The 20,505-nt window shown below is 30.4% G+C and carries 21 protein-coding genes; 14 read left to right on the top strand and 7 right to left on the bottom strand.

Annotation, left to right across the window (positions count from 1 at the left end):
* Positions 1–64 precede the first annotated feature (64 nt).
* From ACKTTV_RS06270 to ACKTTV_RS06240, 7 genes are all read right to left on the bottom strand, one after another.
* Positions 65–1,318: an aminotransferase class I/II-fold pyridoxal phosphate-dependent enzyme gene (locus tag ACKTTV_RS06270; RefSeq protein ID WP_408029968.1), complete on the bottom strand. Its 1,254-nt coding sequence runs from the start codon at positions 1,316–1,318 to the stop codon at positions 65–67.
* Between the two features lie 299 nt (positions 1,319–1,617).
* Positions 1,618–3,843 carry a xanthine dehydrogenase family protein molybdopterin-binding subunit gene (locus ACKTTV_RS06265; protein WP_408029967.1) on the bottom strand — a complete coding sequence of 742 codons (2,226 nt, stop codon included), beginning with the start codon at positions 3,841–3,843 and terminating at the stop codon, positions 1,618–1,620.
* A 10-nt stretch (positions 3,844–3,853) separates the two neighbouring features.
* A complete protein-coding gene (locus ACKTTV_RS06260) occupies positions 3,854–4,315 on the bottom strand; it encodes a (2Fe-2S)-binding protein (RefSeq protein ID WP_408029966.1) in 462 nt (153 codons plus the stop codon).
* A 167-nt stretch (positions 4,316–4,482) separates the two neighbouring features.
* Entirely contained in the window at positions 4,483–4,884 is a 402-nt protein-coding gene (locus ACKTTV_RS06255; protein ID WP_408029965.1) for a glyoxalase, read from the bottom strand.
* Complete coding sequence (locus tag ACKTTV_RS06250; protein ID WP_408029964.1) at positions 4,874–5,824, bottom strand: phosphoribosylaminoimidazolesuccinocarboxamide synthase; 951 nt, start codon at positions 5,822–5,824, stop codon at positions 4,874–4,876. The genes ACKTTV_RS06255 and ACKTTV_RS06250 overlap by 11 nt, the downstream gene beginning before the upstream one ends.
* A gap of 165 nt (positions 5,825–5,989) precedes the next feature.
* A complete protein-coding gene (locus ACKTTV_RS06245; RefSeq protein WP_408029963.1) occupies positions 5,990–6,697 on the bottom strand; it encodes a LytR/AlgR family response regulator transcription factor in 708 nt (235 codons plus the stop codon).
* On the bottom strand, positions 6,694–7,767 hold the full coding sequence (locus ACKTTV_RS06240) for a sensor histidine kinase (RefSeq protein ID WP_408029962.1): 1,074 nt from the start codon (positions 7,765–7,767) through the stop codon (positions 6,694–6,696). The genes ACKTTV_RS06245 and ACKTTV_RS06240 overlap by 4 nt, the downstream gene beginning before the upstream one ends.
* A 213-nt stretch (positions 7,768–7,980) precedes the next feature.
* Here ACKTTV_RS06240 and ACKTTV_RS06235 point away from each other — a divergent pair, with 213 nt between their 5' ends.
* The 14 genes from ACKTTV_RS06235 (at position 7,981) to ACKTTV_RS06170 (ending at position 20,467) form a co-directional block, all read left to right on the top strand.
* Positions 7,981–10,152: a DUF5916 domain-containing protein gene (locus tag ACKTTV_RS06235; protein WP_408029961.1), complete on the top strand. Its 2,172-nt coding sequence runs from the start codon at positions 7,981–7,983 to the stop codon at positions 10,150–10,152.
* Positions 10,153–10,361: 209 nt separating this feature from the next.
* Entirely contained in the window at positions 10,362–10,709 is a 348-nt protein-coding gene (locus tag ACKTTV_RS06230) for a hypothetical protein (RefSeq protein ID WP_408029960.1), read from the top strand.
* Between the two features lie 57 nt (positions 10,710–10,766).
* Positions 10,767–11,330 (top strand): hypothetical protein, encoded by a 564-nt coding sequence (locus ACKTTV_RS06225; protein WP_408029959.1) that lies wholly within the window; start codon positions 10,767–10,769, stop codon positions 11,328–11,330.
* A 105-nt stretch (positions 11,331–11,435) separates the two neighbouring features.
* Positions 11,436–13,109, top strand: a complete 1,674-nt coding sequence (locus ACKTTV_RS06220) for a PQQ-binding-like beta-propeller repeat protein (protein WP_408029958.1) — start codon at positions 11,436–11,438, stop codon at positions 13,107–13,109.
* Positions 13,110–13,146: 37 nt separating this feature from the next.
* Positions 13,147–13,482 (top strand): hypothetical protein, encoded by a 336-nt coding sequence (locus ACKTTV_RS06215; protein WP_408029957.1) that lies wholly within the window; start codon positions 13,147–13,149, stop codon positions 13,480–13,482.
* A gap of 24 nt (positions 13,483–13,506) precedes the next feature.
* Positions 13,507–13,875: a peptidase associated/transthyretin-like domain-containing protein gene (locus ACKTTV_RS06210; RefSeq protein WP_408029956.1), complete on the top strand. Its 369-nt coding sequence runs from the start codon at positions 13,507–13,509 to the stop codon at positions 13,873–13,875.
* A gap of 30 nt (positions 13,876–13,905) precedes the next feature.
* On the top strand, positions 13,906–14,517 hold the full coding sequence (locus tag ACKTTV_RS06205) for a DUF6563 family protein (RefSeq protein WP_408029955.1): 612 nt from the start codon (positions 13,906–13,908) through the stop codon (positions 14,515–14,517).
* A 155-nt stretch (positions 14,518–14,672) separates the two neighbouring features.
* The gene (locus ACKTTV_RS06200) at positions 14,673–15,434 is read left to right on the top strand and encodes a barstar family protein (RefSeq protein ID WP_408029954.1); all 762 of its coding nucleotides are present in this window, start codon (positions 14,673–14,675) and stop codon (positions 15,432–15,434) included.
* A 27-nt stretch (positions 15,435–15,461) separates the two neighbouring features.
* A complete protein-coding gene (locus ACKTTV_RS06195; RefSeq protein WP_408029953.1) occupies positions 15,462–15,902 on the top strand; it encodes a hypothetical protein in 441 nt (146 codons plus the stop codon).
* Positions 15,903–16,134: 232 nt separating this feature from the next.
* A complete protein-coding gene (locus ACKTTV_RS06190; protein WP_408029952.1) occupies positions 16,135–17,244 on the top strand; it encodes a serine hydrolase domain-containing protein in 1,110 nt (369 codons plus the stop codon).
* A gap of 94 nt (positions 17,245–17,338) precedes the next feature.
* Positions 17,339–18,166, top strand: coding sequence for a tetratricopeptide repeat protein (locus ACKTTV_RS06185; RefSeq protein ID WP_408029951.1), 828 nt, complete (start codon positions 17,339–17,341; stop codon positions 18,164–18,166).
* A gap of 746 nt (positions 18,167–18,912) precedes the next feature.
* On the top strand, positions 18,913–19,095 hold the full coding sequence (locus ACKTTV_RS06180) for a hypothetical protein (RefSeq protein WP_408029950.1): 183 nt from the start codon (positions 18,913–18,915) through the stop codon (positions 19,093–19,095).
* Complete coding sequence (locus tag ACKTTV_RS06175; RefSeq protein WP_408029949.1) at positions 19,092–19,895, top strand: hypothetical protein; 804 nt, start codon at positions 19,092–19,094, stop codon at positions 19,893–19,895. The genes ACKTTV_RS06180 and ACKTTV_RS06175 overlap by 4 nt, the downstream gene beginning before the upstream one ends.
* 143 nt (positions 19,896–20,038) lie before the next feature.
* Positions 20,039–20,467 (top strand): SRPBCC domain-containing protein, encoded by a 429-nt coding sequence (locus ACKTTV_RS06170; protein ID WP_408029948.1) that lies wholly within the window; start codon positions 20,039–20,041, stop codon positions 20,465–20,467.
* Positions 20,468–20,505: the final 38 nt, after the last annotated feature.

Raw genomic sequence — 20,505 nt, 5'->3', positions numbered from 1 at the left:
TCTCTTAAATAAAAAGCTCGGAAGTTAACTTCCGAGCTTTTCTAATTTTATCTATTTATAAGGTTTATTCAGCCATTATAGACTCCGCAACCTTTTTATATGTTCCGTTTTCTAATTTTTCTCTGATTGCTGAAAACGCTACAATTGTTTCTTTAACATCTTCAATTGTATGACGTGCTGTTGGTATTAATCGTAATATAATTAATCCTTTAGGAATTACAGGATATACAACAATAGAGCAGAAAACTCCATGGTTTTCTCTTAAGTCCTGTACCATTGCCATTGCTTCAGGAATTTCACCTTTCAAATATACTGGAGTAATACATGTTTGTGTAGTTCCTAAATCGAAACCAGCATCACGTAATCCCGATTGTAAAGCATTTGTTATTTCCCATAACCTATCTTTTAACTCGGGCATTGTACGAATCATATCCAAACGTTTTAACGCTCCTTTTACCATTGGCATTGGTAAAGACTTCGCAAACATTTGTGACCTCATATTGTATTGTAAATACTGTACAACATCTTTATCTCCAGCGAAAAATGCTCCAATACCGGCCATAGACTTAGCAAAAGTAGCAAAGTAAACATCTATTCCATCTTGAACGCCTTGCTCGAAACCAGTTCCTCTTCCTCCTTCTCCTAACGTTCCAAAACCATGGGCATCATCAACTAATAAACGGAAATTATATTTTTCCTTTAAAGCAACGATTTCTGCCAAACGACCTTGCTCACCTCTCATTCCGAAAACACCTTCAGAGACTAATAAAATTCCTCCTCCAGTTTTTTCCGCCATTTTGGTTGCTCTCATTAAGTTCTTCTCGCAACTTTCTATATCGTTATGACGATATACGAATCGCTTACCTGCATGCAAACGCACACCATCAATAATACAAGCATGAGTATCAACATCATAAACAATAATATCATCTTTCGAAACCAAAGCGTCAATTGCAGACACCATTCCTTGGTATCCAAAATTCACTAAATAAGAAGCTTCTTTTCCAACAAACTCTGCACATTCTTTTTCTAGTTGCTCATGATATTTAGTATGACCAGACATCATTCTTGCTCCCATTGGGTATGCCATTCCATCTTCAGCTGCCGATTCACCATCAACTTTTAAAACTTCTGGATGATTTGCTAATCCCAAATAATCATTTATACTCCAAGTAATAACTTTTTTTCCATTGAAAGACATTCTATTTGATATTGGTCCTTCTAACTTAGGAAACACATAATATCCTTCCGCCTTATCCGCCCATTTTCCTAAAGGTCCTTTATCTCCTTTAATCCTCTCAAATAAATCTTTAACCATTTTTACTTTTTGTTTTTAGTATGATGCGAAAGTAACCTTTTTTTAGTAGTTTTTCAAAACATGCCAATGCAATTCAAAAAAGTCTGCCCCCTCAATTTTTAAAATTGCATTTTAATATTGAAAAATAAAAGCATACTTTCAAATGAAGTTAAAAATTTTAATTCTTATTTGAAAAAAAGCATGTTTTTTAACAAAAAACTAAAAGAGTTATAACATGAAGCTTTCATGTTATAACTCTTTTATATTATTTTTATTAATTCTAAATTAGGGCTAAATTCTACATTTTCTTCATTTTATCATTATCCTAAAATTTTCTCAACATCTTTATTCATAGATTCAATAAAGGGTTGACTATACAATCTTTTATTCAATGCTTTAAATATTGCATTGGCCACTGCTCCTCCCGCTGGAGGTAATCCTGGCTCACCAAGTCCAGTTGGTGACAAATCGTTTTTTACAAAGTGAACTTCAACTTTTGGTGTTTCATTCATTCGAATTAGACGATAAGAATCAAAGTTTTGAACGGAGGGTTTACCATTTTCAAAGTTTAAATCACCATACATGGCATGTCCTATTCCATCGAGAACACCACCTTGAACTTGATTAATTGCTCCTGTTGGATTTACCACAATACCGCAATCAACCGCAGCAACTACCTTAGTAATTTTAGGAGTTCCATCTACTAACTGAACCTCAGCAACCTCGGCCACATGAGTATTATGGCTATAATATGCTGAAAATCCTTTGAAAACTCCTTCTCTATTTTTGCCCCATTCACCTTTTTCTGCCGCCAATTTTATAACATCTTGCATTCTTTTACCGGAGTATTGTATTTTCTCATCAGTTGTTCCTTTTACATTTTCAAGTAAATCCAAACGTAACTGAACAGCATCTTGCCCTAACTCATCAGCCAGTTCATCAAAAAAACTTTGCTCAGCATAGGCTAAGAAATTGGTATAAGGTGCACGCCAAGCTCCTGTTGAAATATTACTTCGATAATTGGCTGTAGAAACTTTATAATTCGGAATACAGCCAGCTGGAAAGAAATGTGGAATTAAACCAAACATATTTCCATTAATTGCTGCTTCTTTCAAGTGATATCCTGTTATTTTCCCATCCTTTAGAGATGCAGCAATTCTATACTTTATTGCTGGTCGGTAAATACCACAATTAATATCATCTTCTCTAGTTGTAACTAGCTTAACGGGCTTTGCAATTTTATTTGATATCTCTACGGCTTCATATACAAAATCTCCATATAATCTTCTACCAAAACCACCTCCCATTCGGGTCATTTCAATATGAATTTGATCTAAATCCCGATCTAACATTTCTGAAACTGCTGTTGCTGCAAATTCTGGTGTTTGTACGGGGCCTACTAAATGAACTTTATCAGGAGTAACATTTGCATAAAAATTCATAGGCTCCATGCAATTATGAGGTAAAAAAGGAGAATGATAGGTACGTTCAATTATTTTATCTGCATCAGCAAAAGCCTTGTTAACATTACCGTCTTCTCTTCTAACATTGAATTTTTTTCCATCTAACAATTCTGTTAGTTTGGCATCATGTAAATCAGTATCCTCTAAAGTCGAATCACTTTTCCAAACAGCCTTTATTGCATTTTTTCCTTTAATTGCTGCCCAAGTAGTTGTCGCTAAAACTACTACTTTGTCGGTTCTAGTTAATTTAAATGTCCAATTGAATTTTCCTGCGTCTAAAAATTTTCTTGCCTTTTCTCCAATGGTCATTACATTTACTACTCCATTTATTTTTTTTGCCTCTTCAGCATCAAAAGATTCCAATATTTGACCAAAAGCTGGTGGTCTTAATACCGTAGCATACAACATTCCTTCTTCCTTATAATCAATACCAAACAGCGGCTTACCCGTAACAATTTTTGCGAGATCAACATTTTTTGCATCTTTTCCTATGATTGAATATTCCGAAGGATCTTTCAATTTTACATTTTCTGGAACTTCCAATACAGCTGCCTCATTCACAACATCTCCATAACCTAAAGTTTCTCCATTTTGATTGGTTATTACCCCTTTTGAAGCTTTACATGATGAAGCATCAACACCCCATTTCGCAGCTGCAGCATTAATTAGCATTTGTTTGGTGGTTGCTCCTGTTTGACGTAATGCATCCCATCCGAAACGTATAGATTGACTTCCTCCTGCCAATTGCCTTGAATAATTTTTTGTATCAAGTGGTGCTTGAACTACATGTACTTTATCCCATTCTATGTCCAACTCTTCAGCAATAATCATTGGCATAGTAGTTTTTACACCTTGACCTATTTCTGGATTGGGAGAGTAAATGGTTACATATCCTTCATTTGATATTTTTATAAACGCATTAAAATCGTTAAAATTCAGTTTTTCAAAATCTACAGAAGGCTTTACATTATCCTTACATGCCGTAAATAGGTTAAAACCAATTATGATTCCTCCTCCTGCTAAAGCTGATGTTTTTAAAAAGTTTCTTCTGCTAAACGTTAATTTATTTTCTTGCTTACTCATAACTTCCTTTTTAAGACATTTTTTCAGCAGCTATAGACACTGCTTTTTCAATTCTGTTATAAGATGCACAACGGCATAAATTTCCATGCATGGCTTGCCTGATTTCTTCATTACTGGGTTTCGGGTTTTCTTTTAAGAACGAGGCCGCTGTCATAATTTGCCCAGATTGGCAATATCCGCATTGAGGAACGTCTACTTCCTTCCAAGCTTCTTGTAAAGGATGATTTCCTTTTTCCGACAAACCTTCAATTGTAGTAATTTCTTCATTTTCTATCATTGAAACCTGTAATTGACAGCTTCTCATGGCTTTACCATCTACATGAATTGTACAAGCTCCACATTGTGCAATACCACAACCGAACTTGGTTCCAACCATGTTTAAATTGTCTCTTAAAATCCATAATAAAGGAGTGTCAGAATCGGCAGAGACGGTCACCGATTCTCCGTTGACTTTTAAAGTATATGTTGGCATTGTAAAAGTTTAGTTTTTGTTACGTCTTGTGTAAGTTACATAAAAAAACAACCAATTAACTTAATGATCATTATTTTTAAGATAGTTTTAATAAAAAAATCGCAATAAAAAAAGACAGCTTTAATAAGCTGTCTCCTTTATATGTTTTATTTTACGAAAATTATATGTTAATCTTTTCTAGAAATCTCTTCTATTAAATCCTTAAACTCACCAAAACTATCATACAATCTTTGTTTTATCATATTTATGATTCGTTTATTGTACTCTGATCCATTCTTCTTATACTCATCAAATTCACTTATTGTAAATTGACCTAAAACAAGACCTATTAACAAATTTCTTAACGAAATATTTTTAACTATCGAAGTTTCTATAAATTGAAAAAAGACTTCTTTATTTTCTATTGTCTCTTGTAATTTCTGCTTCTTGATTGAATTAATGAACAAACGTAAAATAATATCATGCTGCAATTTTAAAATAGGTCTTAAGGTCAAATTTTGAAAACTCTCATTTTCTTTATCTGCCGACAAATTTAAAACTGGCCGAATGGATATTCTATTATCCTTCATTTAAAAAAGAAGTAACGTTTTTCTCAATTCTGTCAATTACATTTTCAGTATTTGCTTTCACAAACTCTTCTCCTGTAATTTGCTCATATAACTCGATATATCTGTTTGAAATTTCTGTGATTTTCTCATCAGACATTTCTGGTATTGCCTGTCCTTCCTTTCCTTGGAAGCCGTTTTCAATTAACCATTGACGAACAAATTCTTTAGACAATTGCTTTTGCTTCTCTCCTTTTTCTTGACGCGCTTCATATCCTTCAGCATAAAAATAACGAGAAGAGTCAGGTGTGTGTATTTCGTCAATCAATACAATTTTTCCATCTTTTGTTTTTCCAAATTCATATTTTGTATCAACCAAAATCAATCCTCTTTGCTTCGCTATTTCCGTTCCTCTTTCGAAAAGTTTTCTGGTATAATCTTCTAGAACCAAGTAATCTTCTTCAGAAACAATTCCATTAGCTAAAATATCTTCTCTTGAAATATCTTCATCATGCTCTCCATTATCAGCTTTTGTTGAAGGTGTAATGATAGGGTTTGGAAATTTATCATTTTCCTTCATTCCTTCAGGCATCTCAACACCACAAAGCAATCTTTTACCAGCATGATACTCTCTTGCAGCGTGCCCAGATAAATATCCTCTGATAACCATTTCTACTTTAAAAGGCTGACATAAATGTCCTACAGCTACATTTTCATCAGGATTTGCTACTAACCAATTCGGAACAATATCAGCAGTATCATTCATCATTTTTGTAGCAATCTGATTTAAAATTTGGCCTTTGAAAGGAATCTGTCTAGGTAAAATAACATCAAAGGCAGATAATCTATCTGAAGCAATCATTACCAATACCTCATCGTTAATGTTGTATACCTCTCTTACCTTTCCTTTGTAAACTGATTTTTGATTAGGAAACTGAAAGTTAGTTTCGTTAATTGTATTCATTATTGTCTTTGTTGTGTTGTAGTGTGCAAATGTAAGTTTTTTTACTCACTAAGTCAGAATTAAAATACGCTCACTTAGATTGAAATTTTAAATAATTCCCTTAAAATATATCTTGAACTTATTACATGTGAGTCGACTTACGATTTTATTATTTCATTTTCGCTTTTACTCTTTTAATAAATCAAATAACTTTTCTTTATAAGCGTCACCTATTGGAAGTTCAATCTTCTCAATTTCCACATCATTTTTTGTGTATGCACTTACTTTATCTTTATTTACTATAAATGATCTGTGAATTCTTAAAAAACGAGCGTCCAGTTCTTTTTCAAATGCTGAAATACTATACTTCACCATATGAAACTCGTTTTGTAAATGGATTTTAATGTAATCTTTTAAGCTTTCGATATAAAGAATGTCATCGAATATTACTTTTATTTGTTTTCTATTTTTCCTCACATATACGAACTCCTTTTTCTTTTCAGGAGCCTCTACCCTAACCTCGGTAATCACTCGAGCATTTGCTTGAGTTAAAAACTTAGTCACTGCTTTAAAAAAACGCTGAAAAACAATAGGTTTTAATAGGTAATCAATGGCATCCAACTCAAAACCTTCAATAGCATAATCTCTGTAAGCCGTAGTAAAAATCACCTTTGGTTTTTGAGTTAAATTTTTAAAGAAATCCGTTCCTTTTAAAACAGGCATTTCAATATCTAAGAATAATAAATCGACATGGGAGTTTTGTAAAACCTTACTCGCTTCAATTGCACTAGAACAAGAAGCCACTAATTCAAATTGATCTAGCTGTTTTAAATGGGTTTCAATAAGCTCTCTGGCCAATTCTTCATCATCAACAATTAGGCATTTGTATTTCATTTCACAGCTAGTTTTAAAGTTGTTTGGTATTTTTTTGGTTCGTTTACAATCGACAAGTCATAATCCTCTGGATACAATAATTCCAATTGTTTCTTTATATTGGTTAATCCGATCGATTGTTTATCTTCATTCTCAATAATATCATTAGGTTTGGTATTTTCAACAACAAAAACAATGTTGTCTTTAGTTTGTTTCAATATAATTTTGATTTTCGCTTTATTGAGCTCTTGCGCTACTCCATGCTTGAAAGCATTTTCAATAAACGTAAGCATTATTAATGGAGCAATCAACACGTTTGACACTAAGGTATTTTCAAAATTAACATCGACTCTACTGCTGTATCTAAGCTTTTCTAAGACTAAATAGTTTTCAATAAGTTCAACTTCTTTGTTTATTGGAACAAAACGCTCATTACATCGATACAACATATAATCCAGCATATTCGATAACTTCTCTATAATCAAGGGAGCATCGTCGGACTTTTTAATTGTTAAAGCGTATAAGTTATTTAAAGTATTAAATAGAAAATGTGGATTCAATTGCTGTTTTAAAACAGTGAGCTCAGTAGTTGTTTTTTGTTCTTTTAACTTTAAAAGATTTTGTTGTTTTTTATAAAATCGATACGTAAGTAAGATAGCAGCTGGAGTAATAAACTTAAGTCCTTTGTTTAAGAAACCTGAAATATTGAAAACTCTATCAACAAAAGGTTTTTGAAATAACTCTTGTTTAACCGCTGGGTAAAATTCGAAATACTTGGTTTCATAATAATATGACCTCAACAATGAATATAAAATATACACCCCGAATAATGTAATTAAAAGCCATAAAACGAAATGGATTGGTTTGTTTCTTTCTAAAAACTTTGGCACCAAGATACTCAATGTGATAATAGCGACAATAAACTCCGCTAAAACCAGTATAAAAACACTTTCAAACATTTGAAAATACCCCGCTCCAAAGTAAGCTACGTCGGAAGTTAAAAAGTAATATATTAGAAAACAAAGCCAGAAAATAGTCATTCTGACACCTGAACTATTATAATCGGAAAAAGCTCTTTTTAATGGATTCATATGAACTCGTAAAATTACGACTATATAGCTAAGATTAAGTTAATAATTGCCATAAATAAACCAAGCGATGACGAACTCCCGTTTTTGGATGACAAAACATGATTTGTTGTCTTATTCCTTTTTTGATTTCGTCTATTGCCGATTCATCTACTTTTTAAATTTCGCATTAAGTCTGTTACTACTTTTCGTATGGATAACAGAAAACTTAAATAAATGATAAAGAATTTTCTTTCAATTTTACTTGTACTCACATCTCTCTTTCTAAAGGCACAAGAACTTGAAATCACCTATAAAAACGCAACTATTTCTGTAGACGGAACTCTTAATGAAAGTATATGGAATGAAATCCCAATACATACGAATTTTACTGACTATTCTCCAAAAAATGGTTCAAGAGCCATTAAACAAACGGAGGTTAAAATTTTTCATAACGGTAAATCAATATTTATCTCAGCTATTTATCATGATCAAGAGTCGAGAGTTCAACTTAGCTCTTTAAAAAGGGATGATTTACGCAATACAATTGGTTTTAGCGATTCATTTATCGTAATACTTGACACCTATAACCAACAGCAAAGCGCCTATTATTTTGCCTTGAATATGGGTGGTGCAATGACAGATGCACTTATTGAAAGAACCGGTGAAAGCTTTTCGATAAATAATAGCTGGAATGCCGTTTGGAATGGGAAAGTGCGTATTGAAGGAAATAAAAAAATGTATGAAATGGAAATTCCTCTGAAATCCATTGGTTATGAACAAGCAAATGATACCTGGGGTGTCATTTTTAACAAACGAGATGTAAAAACTGATGAATGGACTACTTTCGCACCAAGAGCCAGAAACTATCGTCCTTTCGATTTACGATTCTCTAAAAAATTTAAGGTTAAGAACCTTTCAGAATCGAAATCTTCAAGATTTACTTTAATTCCTTCCTTAACTATTGATCACAATCAAAAATTAACTGATCAAACTAAAAAAACGAGCATTACGCCAAGCTTAGATGCTCAATTTAACCTTACTTCTTCATTAAAACTAGATGCTACAATTAATCCAGATTTCTCTCAAATTGATGTGGATAGACAGGTAACTAATTTGACGCGATTCGCCATTAATTTTCCTGAAAGAAGAAACTTTTTCCTTGAGAACAGTGATTTATTCTCGAACCTAGGAATTAGACAAGTGAATCCATTTTATTCAAGAAGGATCGGTGCTCAGACCGATATTCTTTTTGGGCTAAAAGTATCTGGAAATCTCTCAGAAAAAACAAGAATCGGAGTTTTGGATGTTGTGACAAAAGAACAAAATGACAAACCTTCACAAAACTACGGAGCTTTGGTACTACAACAACAACTTTCCGATTCTTTTACCACAACCGGATTTATTGTTAACAGACAAGAAATGAATGGTTTTAGTTTCTTAAATGATTTTAATCGCATTCTGGGAGTGAATCTTAATTATAAATCAAAGAATAATAAATGGACAGGATTGGCTAACTACGGTAAGAGCTTAGATAGTGAATATAGTAATCAAAACAACTTTTATCATGGCGGTATTTGGTATAATACATTAAAAACAAACGCAAGTTTTGCCATTCATAAAGTAGATAGAAATTACATAAGTGATGTCGGTTTTGTTCCTCGACTTTCAAACTACGATGCCATCAATGATATTACTGTCAGAGAAGGTTATACTCAAGCCCAAACCCGTATTTCCTTGAGACACTATTCAAAAGAAAGAAAGGTTATTGACTCATATCGCTATTTTTTATTGGACAATAATAACTATTGGAATGAAAGAGGTGAATTAGTACAATCGTCTTTTTTCTTTAACAACGCCTTGTGGTTTAAAAACTTCTCATCCATTTATTTCAATATTTTTTACGACTATAATAACTTACAATATGGATTCGACCTTTTAAGAAATGGAAATAGTATTGAACCAGGCACCTACAAGTACATTCGATTTCAAGCAGGTTACAATTCCGTTAGAAATAAGAGGTTATTATATCGTTTTTCATTGAGGCATGGGCAGTACTATCATGGACAAAGAACTCGTTTGTTTTCTAATTTAGAATATTTAATGCTTCCTGCTGCCAAGTTAAGACTTACTTATGAGGCTAATAAAATCAATTTAAATGAATTAGGAAAAGATACCTTTCATTTAGCAAGATTTACTGGGGAAATCTTTTTCTCTGAACGTCTTAATTGGACAACCTATATACAATACAACACTCAATTTGATAATTTTAACGTAAACAGTCGTTTACAGTGGGAATACAAACCACTATCTTATGTATACTTAGTTGTTACAGATAATTTCGATCGATTTATTAATCGACAAAACTGGGGTGTTGCCCTAAAAGCCAATTACAGGTTCGATATATAGCTCTACTTTACATTCCTCTCTTTTACCGGAGAGGAATGTTTTTTTTGATTCTTTTTTTATTTATTCGTTAGTAACTCTCTTCATGTTACTAAGTACTAATATCAAAAAGGATAACGACAATGAGTTTATGCGGTTATCCGGAAATATATAAGGGATAACGTTTATATTTGCGGGGATATAACGAGTTAGCTTTTATTAGAAGAAATAAAATGGCAGTATCGAAGAATAGGAACATTAGAAAAATTATTGTCGACAATATTCAATATTATTGGAGTATAAAATATGACGAAGATTATGGATTGATAATCTGTAATATTGGATTATTCGATAAACCAAATTACAGGTTCAGCTTCTCCCGTGGAGCTAATGATTCTCACATTCGTTCTATACATAATGGGATTGAAGAAAAAGATGAAATAGAAGCTATAACCCCAAAATTAGTTGCTGAAGCTATTGAATTTGCTAACGCAAATTTAAATTGGAAAAACACTAAAATGAGTAGGATTACATCTGATTCAGAAGGGTTTAGATTAAATAAATCAAAGACGAAAAGCTAACAAAACCTAAACTGCATTAAAACGCAGCTTAGCCGAAACGTTATAAGTAATTTAAAAATGCATATGAAAAAAACATTTACTTTCTTTATTGTCACAACTATACTAACAAGCTGTAGCGTATTAGGAACGAAAACAGTATACAAATCAAATTCAGGAATTGAAAAAGCAACTAGAATTGGGTTTAGCCAATTAGCTCACGAGGATATAATCGAACAAATAGCTAAGGGAAGCTCACTAGTATACAAAAACACAATGTCAAGTGAATTAAGTAGCCGTAACATTCTTTCTAATGTGATATTAATCAAGGATTTTAATAGACTGGAATCAGTTAATTCAAATATTATTGAAAAAATTTGCCTTGAAAATATGCTAGAGGGAATCATAATTACTCAATTAAGATTTTTAAATGTAAAATATAGTAATCTATTTATTCAACCAGGAAAAAGTTTCGATACAGAGGTAGAAATGCAATACTATAACTCGACTGGAAAATTATTACTACACACAAAACATAATACTAAAAAAGGGAATACATATTTTGACTTCCCTAAAGTTGAGAGAACAGTAAAAGACGGAACAGTTGGCGCCTTGACAAGAATTATGGAAGAATTATATAAATAAAACGAAACAAAACAACTTATAACAAAGTATAAACCCTATTAAAACAGGGTTTATACAAACCGTTATATGCAATTTTTAAAACAATTTAAGTATTTAAAAAAAAATATGAAAACTAAAAAAACAATTTATTTATATCTCAACTATCTTAATATATATAAATTACTATTAACTATTTTAATAGTAACAGGTTGTTCAACAAATGATGAAGAATCAATTCCTGAAAATGCTGTTTTTGAACCTCAAACTGAATTAATTAGTTTAGATGAAAGTAACAACGAACTAATGCTACAATGGAAACCTGTAATTATTGAAAAGTTTTTGAAGTATAAAATTTATCGCCTAGATATTTACACGGATGCTTATTTCAATCCATCAGTAATTGTCAATTCTGGACAATTAATTAAGGAAATAGATAATAATCTTTTAAATAGTTTTACTGACACTAATATTCCTTTTAATTCTTTCATTGCTTATGCTGTAGTTACTGAATATTTAGACAGTAATAATATTCTACAAACAGCTATCAGTATTAACTACAAATCTTATGAAAATGTTCTTCTATCATTTGAAATCCTTTCTCTGGAAAAACAAAATGACGGAACTATAAAAGTAACTTGGGAAAAAGATAATAATGATGACTTTGAAAGTTATACAGTTCATATTATTGATGGGAACACTTCTTACTCTTCTAGTCAATCAATTATAGAAAATGGAACCTCTTTCAATCCTTTAGAAAATAAAGATGATAACATTTTAGTTGATAATATTCAATATAAAAATAAATTTTTGTTATATGCTGTCTCTAAAAAAATCAATGGAAGAATCATTTATAGTAAAAATTACTTATCAATTAATAATCCTAGAAATTTAGGTTTTAAACCCTCTCAAGTCTTAAAAAATCCATTTAAAAATGATGAACTTATTATATTTAACCCTAACGGGGAAATAGTTTTTTTTGACATAAATAATTTGGAAATAACTTCAAAAGTTGAATTAAATAATAAAATATTCCATAGCTCTATAGGTAGTTATAATGGGGAGGCAGATTTATATATCCCAAGTAAAAATGGAAAAATTTATATTATAGATTTAGACACATATAGTATTAAAGAAACTATTGACTTAGACACCGACAATAATATAATATCTGCAATACCAATTAATGACTACATCTTATTTATAGAAAAGCATTTTTATAGCCATGTTATTAATGGTGGAACTTTTGTTTATGATAGAATTAATAATACCGTTTTGAATAGAGATAATGGATCTCATACAACATATCTTAATTCTAAACTATTCAATGCTTATGATAATTATTTTTTCTCTCTAACCTATAAAGGTTTCCAACACTATGATAGTAGAACTGCCACTCGTAAGCTTACTGTTAATAACAGTGTTGTTTCTATCGATTATACATTTAATGGTTCTTACCAAAATAGTCTATTATTTGCTTTATCCCCTGATAAAACATATTTTATAAGCACTACTTTTGGTTATCAATCTAGTATAGATTACCAAAATCATTCTGAAACAACTGTTGGTCGTTATTCTGAATCCAATATTTTTGGAGATGCAAAAATATCGAATAGTGATAAAATATATTTAACAGTTCCTGATAGCAATAGTATTTATGTATTCAATAAGAATAATTTTAGTTTGAAAGAGAAAGAGTATCAAACTAGCTCCACTCCTGTGTTTATAGAGTTATTTGAGAATAAAATAATTTTAGTAAATCAATTTGAAGCTAATTATTATATAGAAACAATAGTTGAATAAAACTAATAATATACAACACCACCTAAACTGCATTAAAATGCAACTTAGCCAAAAAGTTGCCAGTAGTTTGACCAAACCATTGAATATGTTGCTTAAAAATATAAATTGGACTAAAAAAAGCGGAATTCTGATTATCGGAATTTGTTTAAGTGCAATGCTTTTAAAATATTTGGTTCAACCTTACAGAGGAACTTGGATTTACCAATATGGTAGTTTAATTTCCTTGTTTGTTTTCTCTGGTGGAGTTTTATGGTCGTTGATTAACACAATACTATTGATTTCAAAACACAAAACTGAATTGAAAAATAATCTCGTTTGGATTTTTTTAAGTGCAATTCCTTTTTTGTATATCGTAATAATAATAATGCCATAGAAATGACTAAAACATACTGACCGAATGAAATATAAAAAAATAATTATTGGACTTTTGATTTCTTCCGTGCTAACTTCTTGTGATTGTTGGGTGACAATTGACGGAAAAGTTATTGATTCAAACTCAAAAGAACCAATTGAAAAAGTACTCCTTGAATTTACAAATATAAAATGCACTGAAATAGTAAGAGCAACTGCTCAAAATTTTAAGACGAATTGTGTTTTTGCAACTGATGCGACAGGCATTTTTTTTATGAATTCTGACAGTTATGGAATTTGTCCTGATAATCCAGTGAAAATTAAGATCCGAAAAGTTGGATATAAAACAAAGGAAATGGAATTAAATCAAGGACATTTAATTAGTAATTTAATTGTTGAATTAGAAAAAGAATAAAAACGTTGGGTAACACCGCATAAAATTAATATGAGAAATACTTTAATATTATCAATATATCTTTCAATTTTTAATTTATTTGGTCAAGAGTCCAAAATTAATAATGCTGTTTTTATCAACTTTGAGCAGTTTAAAGATAATAAACCTTGTGAAGTTGAAATACTCAATATAAAAGATAAGACGGATTTATTATTAACCGTAAAGAACATAGATTTAAACTGTAAAGGATTTAAAAAAATAAATAAGACAATTGCTATTAGATACAATCAAGACTTGTATTACAATATGAGATATAATGTAGAGTTTATGACCAAGAATAGATTTTCAAAGCTTATTGTTAAAGGAAAATACTGTGCATTTCTAGTTGATGAATCTTATCCAATAAATATACAAGGACAAGCTGGTTTTAATACAGGCGGATTAGTTGGCGCTTTGATACTAGGACCAAATGGAAAAAATAAAATATACTATTTAGATATAGATAAAGGACATAAAACCAAGGTTCTTAATAAAACTAGGTTAAGAAAACTTTTAGCTGTTGATGAAGAACTACTTAACGCATTTGATAATGAAATAAAAGAAAATTGGTCTGCCAAATTATTTTTGAATTATTTAGAACAACTTAACAAAAAATATGAGTAAAAACTCACTACAACGCGAGGGCACATTTTATTGTGATTCAAGTTATAATTTGGAAAATAATTATTATATCAAAGTTTAGGTTTTATTTACTAATCTTGAAGCAAAACACAACAACAAACCATACCCCAAACGCTGTACACAATTACACAAAAAAGATGAAAATAGGTATTGGATTTGATAAATATCCAGAGTCTTATGACTTTATTGCTACTTTCAATGATATATCTGGAATTGAAGGTGAAAATGTAATTCAATATTCGCAAGATAATAATCCAATAAACTTATGCGAAATAACATTATATCAATGCGATTTAGAAAAAGAAAAGTTTATAGATAGGTTTAATATTGAAAGTGAATTATATGATAATTCTGCTTACTTGTACATATTGTCTTCTAAAGGAGAAATACTAACCTCTACTTATATTTCAGATGTTAAGATTGAAAAAATCTTTCAAGATAATTTTGACAATTTAAATGTTATAATTAGAGGTTGGTTAATTGAATCTAGTAAAGGGTTCTATGAAATAACAAAGAAACGACTTACTTCTGGAATAAAGAAACTGGGGGAATGGAAAAGCTTGCCTGCTGAAAAAGTTCAAGGTTGGTTAGATTCATCATTAAGACTAGGAATTTATGGGAATGACAAATCAAACAAATATGCAATTATAGACGGTAAAAATCTTGATTCTCAAGATAAATTCTATTGTGCTTTAGGAGAGGAAATTAATGGGATTGGAGGCTATTTTGGAAGAAATTTAGATGCACTTCATGACTGTTTTTATGGTGGATTTGGAATAACAGGGAAATTTACTTTGGAATGGCTAAATCATGAAGTTTACAAACTGAAATTCCCTGAATATTTTAAAGAAATATTAGAAGTCTTTTCTGTAAATAATAAAACAATAATCTTAAAATAAAACTGTGTACAACAACGTATAAAATACATGCGGACTTTGTACCAAACTAATGTAAACGTATATTTACAATGTAATTGTCCTAACGGACAATCAGCACGCGTCAGCGACACAAGCACTTATGCAAAACGTTGTGAAATATTTGATACAAACAATATACATTGTATTTTTATTTTCAATTTTAATATTCCTGTATCAAAAGAAACGATTGCTGGAAAATATGTGAATAAGTACTATAATGCGATTGGCGCTCATCACGAAACAGCTGGAAAACCTGATACGCTAACTTTGAAGCCTGATGGAAATTTAAACAGTAAGTTTTATGGATATGGAACGTATTCAATATCTTACAAAGGAGGTTTCCCACAAAAAATAGTATTAAAACCTGAAAACCCTGAAGAAATAATGACTTTTCATACATATATTTCTAATAAATTATATGAAAAAACCAAAATCTCTTTAGGTGGTTGATTGGAGTTGTTATGAAAAAATTAATTATTAAATAGAAAATACTCAAATTAAAAATAAGTTTAATGCGCATTTGTTAACGAGGCACCTAATTAAAAGTAACTCTCAGTTTTAAAGAACATTAAACGCTAGTCTGAATATTCTTTGAATCCCCTTTCTTTCATACTTTTTGCTAACTTTAGTACTTTTAGCAACTCCCTGAAATCGTAATAACCAATGAAAAACTAAAAACCGAATGAAAAAATCTCTTCCTTTTATCTTGCTTTTACTACTATTGAATTCTTGTAATTCAAATAAGAAGAAAAAACAAAAAGACATACAAAACAGCAACCTCATACATGAACTATTTGCGAAAATAGAGAAAGGAGCCTACCCTAAAACTAATTCAATACTTATTTCTCAAAATGACAGTCTTCTTTTTGAAAAATATTTTAATGGGTATGGAAAAGATAGTTTACAAGATGTAAGGTCAACTACTAAGTCTATAACTGCTCTATTGGCAGGAATAGCCATTGATAAAGAAATTTTGAAAGTAAATGAACCTGTTTTAACCTACCTTCCTCAATACAATAAAGGTAATCTTGAAAATTGGGATGATAGAAAATCTTTGATTACAGTTGAAGATTTATTGACAATGAGAACAGGTATTGGTTGCGAGCAGTTTTTTGGGGATATAGGATTTCCTGATTGTGAAGAAAAAATGTTTGACCAAAAAGACTGGGTGAAGTACGGTCTTGATCAAAAAATGGCTTTTGCACCAAAAGAAAGATGGTTATACACGGGAACAGCACCAATGATTATGGGCGCTGTGATTAGTGAATCATCTAATACTAATATTGCCGAGTTTGCATCTAAACATTTATTTACTCCACTAAAAATTACAGACAATTATCATTGGGCAAAAAACAAAATGACTGGAAGATATTTTACTGCAGGTCTACTGAGAATTTCACCTATAGATATGCTTACAATTGGTAACATGGTTATCAATAAAGGAAAGTATAACGGACAGCAAGTTATTTCAGAAAAGATGATAAACGAAATTCTAAGTGAAAAAGTAAGGTTACCGCAAGATTATTCGTTTTTTAATGTTGCTGGCAATTCCTGGAATGGGCAAAAACCAGCAAGTTATGGTTATTACTGGTATACCGAAAAAGCGAAAATTAACGAACGAGAAATTACTTTAAAGTTTACTTTTGGAAATGGGGGAAATTATATCTTACTTATCCCTGAGTTAAAGAATTTAGTTATTGTTTTTACAGGGAGTAATTATGGTAAACCAATTTTAAACAAACAACCTTTTGATATGATGTATAAGTATATATTACCTTATTTCCTGAAATAATAAAAATGTGTAAAACATATTGATCATTTTAAGGTTCCTTTAGAGGGAATCCCCCTTAAAAGAAATCGCAACTCCCTAATACAAAACAGATAAAATGAAAATAACATATATAATTATGTTGGTCCCATTGTTTATAGCCTGCAAAAAAGAGGCTCCTATTGTCGAAACAACAAGTAATCAAAAAGAGATTATTTCTACACACTTGAATAAAGGGGCATATAAGTATCATTATATGGATCGGGAATGGGGAAAACACATAGATAAGGGGCTTGAAAAGGATTCTACCATAGCCCACTTGTGGCAACAAAAGGCTCTTCCTTACTGGAAAATGAGGAAATATGAAGTAGCTCTGAAACATTACAACAAAGCGGTAAAATACGACAGGCAAAGATATTTGGGAAGAAGAGGTTTTCTGAAATGTATTTTTCAAAAAAACTACGAGGAAGCCTTGATTGATTTCAATAATTACAAAAAAGAGTTTGGCCATACTTACGAGCAGGATCATTCTATTGAATTTTGGATTGCAATTTGCCACCTTCAACTCAATGAATATAGAAAAGCATTTAATGTGCTAAATAATGAAATAAAAAAACAAGAAAAAGAGCATGGTGCAAATTGGGTGAATTACTTAGATAGGTTTTACCTAGGAATAATATATTTAGAACTGGAAGATTATGAAAATGCCATCATTGAATTTGACAAAGTATTAAATGAATATGTATTTTTCTCAGACGCTCAATATTATAAAGCCTACTGTTTAAACAAACTAGGAGAAAAGGCAAAAGCAAAAAAACTTATAAATATTGGCAAACAGAACTATAAAAATGGATTTACTTTTAATGAAGGAAGCGGAGCAAATTTTGAACCCTACCCATATCAGATAGTCTGGGAATGGGAATTTGTAGAATCCATAATACGATAACACTCCATACATCAACACAATACAACCTAATTAAAATAGAAAATTAAACATAATCTTGTTCATGAGTATAATAACCTCATGTATGAATAAAAGAGAAAACGAATTGAAGAAATTAGCTACGGAAATCCTTAGTTTAAAACTGGAGAAATAGAAGAAGATGAAGTTAGTAACGAAATCAAATGGATAAAGAAATAAAACTTCAAACACATTTTACCCGAAGCAACCTATTAAATTAAAAATCAATATCTTTATACTGCATTTTGCTATATAAATGGCTATGTGATACAAAATTGTTAGTTTGAAAAAGTATATCAAACATATTATTTCCTTTCTTTTAATAATTGGTCTTACGATCAATGTTTGTTCTATACACTCTCAAACAAACTCTTCTAATTATTATCAAGTTTCACATCTTAATTCTCGAAATGAATCGAGTAACTCCTATAACAAGATTTACGTTTTCAGGAGATATTTTCTAAAGAAAAACGCACTTGTACCTCCAACATCCTACCTTAAACTTCGAGATATTCACAATTTATTAGTTAAAAATATTTTTAAAACATATATTTCACTACATCAAAAAATAAGTTTAAGAATAGCTCAACACATTTTTTTGAATAAAAAGATCGTCTCAAGTAATCATTTTTCAAGTTTATACATAGCATAAAATAAATTTTAATTCTATGCATATATGCCTTTATCGCATAAATAATGAAGTCAGCATTTAACTATTAATCATTATTAAAATGTATAAACAAGAAAATAAAAATAAATTGGAGAAATCCAAAAGTATAGATTATTGGATAAAGCGAAAATTAATTACAATGATAACCGCATTCATGATAGGAATGTCAAACGCCATGTATAGTGAAGATAAATCACTAAACGACAATCAATATCGAATTGAACAAAAAGATAAGAAAGAATGACAACAACAAAAAGGACACATCAAATTTTTAACACTCATATGAAACCATTGCTATATCTAGTTTTTATAATTTCATTTATTTCTTGCGATAAATATTCTCGTGAGAAATATCCACAAAAAGTTTCTAAAAGGGAAAGTTATAAGCATATCAACAGTTGTTATTCCGAAGAGTTCAATAATTTGAGTGAGATCCCAGATAATATTCAACACAAAATTAATAAGTTCTTGATAAAAAGGTTAGAGGTTGATAATTTCAAGAAGTTGAATTTTAAAACTGGTTTCATTCTTTCGAATGCACCTATCAAAATAATAACGAACGAAAAAAAAGAATCAATAACAGATCTTCTCGGACAAGATATGAATAAAGAAGATTGTGATACAATTTTGAATTTCCCAATATATTCAGTGTACTATGAATTAGAAAAACTTAAGTTAGGAATTGAAAAAATGGGTTTTAATTTAATGGTTGACAAAAATGGAAAATGCATTAAGGATATTGATTTTCCAAAAGTTAATTTCGCAAATAATATCATTCCTATTGATTCTGTTCATTCTGAATTAATTCGTAGAAAAATTTCACCGAAAAAATTACATATCGATTTTTGGTTTGATAACAGAAAGGACACTTTTTTTTGGGCAACAAGTACAGTAATTAGTGAAGGAAGTATATTAGGTTCAAGTTGTTTTCCTAATGTTCAATATCATTTTAAAATGAATGCGAAAAGCGGTGAAATAACAGAATATAATTTCGAAAAAAGAGAAGATTACTTTTCCCGGAGAGATAATCGATATTTCGAATAAATAAACTTCATTTAAATATGTTCTATTATTAAACACCCAAATAATTTTTAATTTAAAAATGTAACTTTAATATCAAAAAACTATAATTATAAACTCCTTAAAAGCCTGAAATAACTTTAACAAAACAATCAAATGTAATACAAATGAAACTCAAAACATTTAAAAACATAGAAATAGAGACCGAAATAAAAAAAGTATGGAACGTATTAACGCTATCGAAATATACGAAAGAATATATGTTCAATTGCACGGTAGAATCGGAATGGAAAAAAGGCTCTCCCATTACATGGCAAGGAAACTACCAAGGATATGAAGCTTTTCAAAAAGGAATCGTATTAGAATTTATACCTTATTCTAAAATCAAATATTCCACTTTCGATCCAAACTTTGGTCTTGAAGATATTCCTGATAATTATATTCATGTCACCTATGAATTAGTCGAGAAAAATGACAAGATTCAATTAACCATTACAAATGAAACATTTGATGGAAATAAAGAGCGAATGAATCATATAAATCAAGGTTGGGAAATGGTAATTCAAAAATTAAAAGAAGTAGCAGAAAAAAGTTAACTATAGAACCTTTTTTCTATTCTCATTATACAACCTTT

Origin of the sequence: Tenacibaculum xiamenense (genome assembly GCF_964513065.1) — a bacterium.
Classification (GTDB): domain Bacteria; phylum Bacteroidota; class Bacteroidia; order Flavobacteriales; family Flavobacteriaceae; genus Polaribacter; species Polaribacter xiamenense.
The sequence above is the reverse complement of the archived record's forward strand: the minus strand, read 5'-3'. Positions and strand labels throughout refer to the sequence as shown.